The organism is Streptococcus sp. GMD4S, assembly GCF_000296955.1.
This window is the reverse complement of record NZ_AJRE01000557.1, coordinates 1-686: the sequence shown is the minus strand read 5'-3', so window position 1 is coordinate 686 and position 686 is coordinate 1. Positions and strand designations below refer to the sequence as shown.

The 686-nt window shown below is 42.6% G+C and carries 1 protein-coding gene; it reads left to right on the top strand.

The window, feature by feature from the left end:
* Nucleotides 1-211 precede the first annotated feature (211 nt).
* The coding region (locus GMD4S_RS12525) for a sugar nucleotidyltransferase (protein ID WP_000676120.1) at nucleotides 212-686 on the top strand (475 nt) is incomplete at its 3' end.

Here is a 686-nt window from a genome sequence, read left to right as displayed (position 1 = left end):
ATTCTCTACACGACCTCCAAAAAGTACTAGATGATTTGACACTTCAAGACTACAAGGAACTTTCAGAACAAGCTAGGAAAGTTGGAGCCGCTCTTCGAGATGGAGCCTATTTAAAAGCTGCCTTATCCAAATTGAAGTAAATTCCTTAGGGAATTTGGGATAAAATGAAATATAATATAGGATAGGTAATTAGCCAGAAAGGAAGCCTATTATGAAAGGTATTATTCTTGCGGGTGGTTCAGGTACCCGACTGTACCCACTTACTCGGGCCGCGTCAAAACAGCTGATGCCAGTTTATGATAAACCCATGATTTATTATCCTTTGTCAACCTTGATGTTGGCTGGGATTAAGGACATTTTGATCATCTCAACACCACAGGATTTGCCCCGTTTTAAGGATCTGCTCTTGGATGGTTCCGAATTTGGAATCAAGCTTTCCTATGCGGAACAGCCTAGTCCCGACGGACTTGCTCAGGCTTTTCTTATCGGTGAAGAATTTATCGGCGACGATAGTGTTGCCTTGATTTTAGGCGATAATATCTATCATGGGCCTGGTTTGAGCAAAATGCTTCAAAAGGCAGCCAAGAAAGAGAAGGGGGCGACTGTTTTTGGCTACCAAGTGAAGGATCCAGAGCGTTTTGGTGTGGTCGAGTTTGATACAGACATGAATGCTATTTCCATAGAAG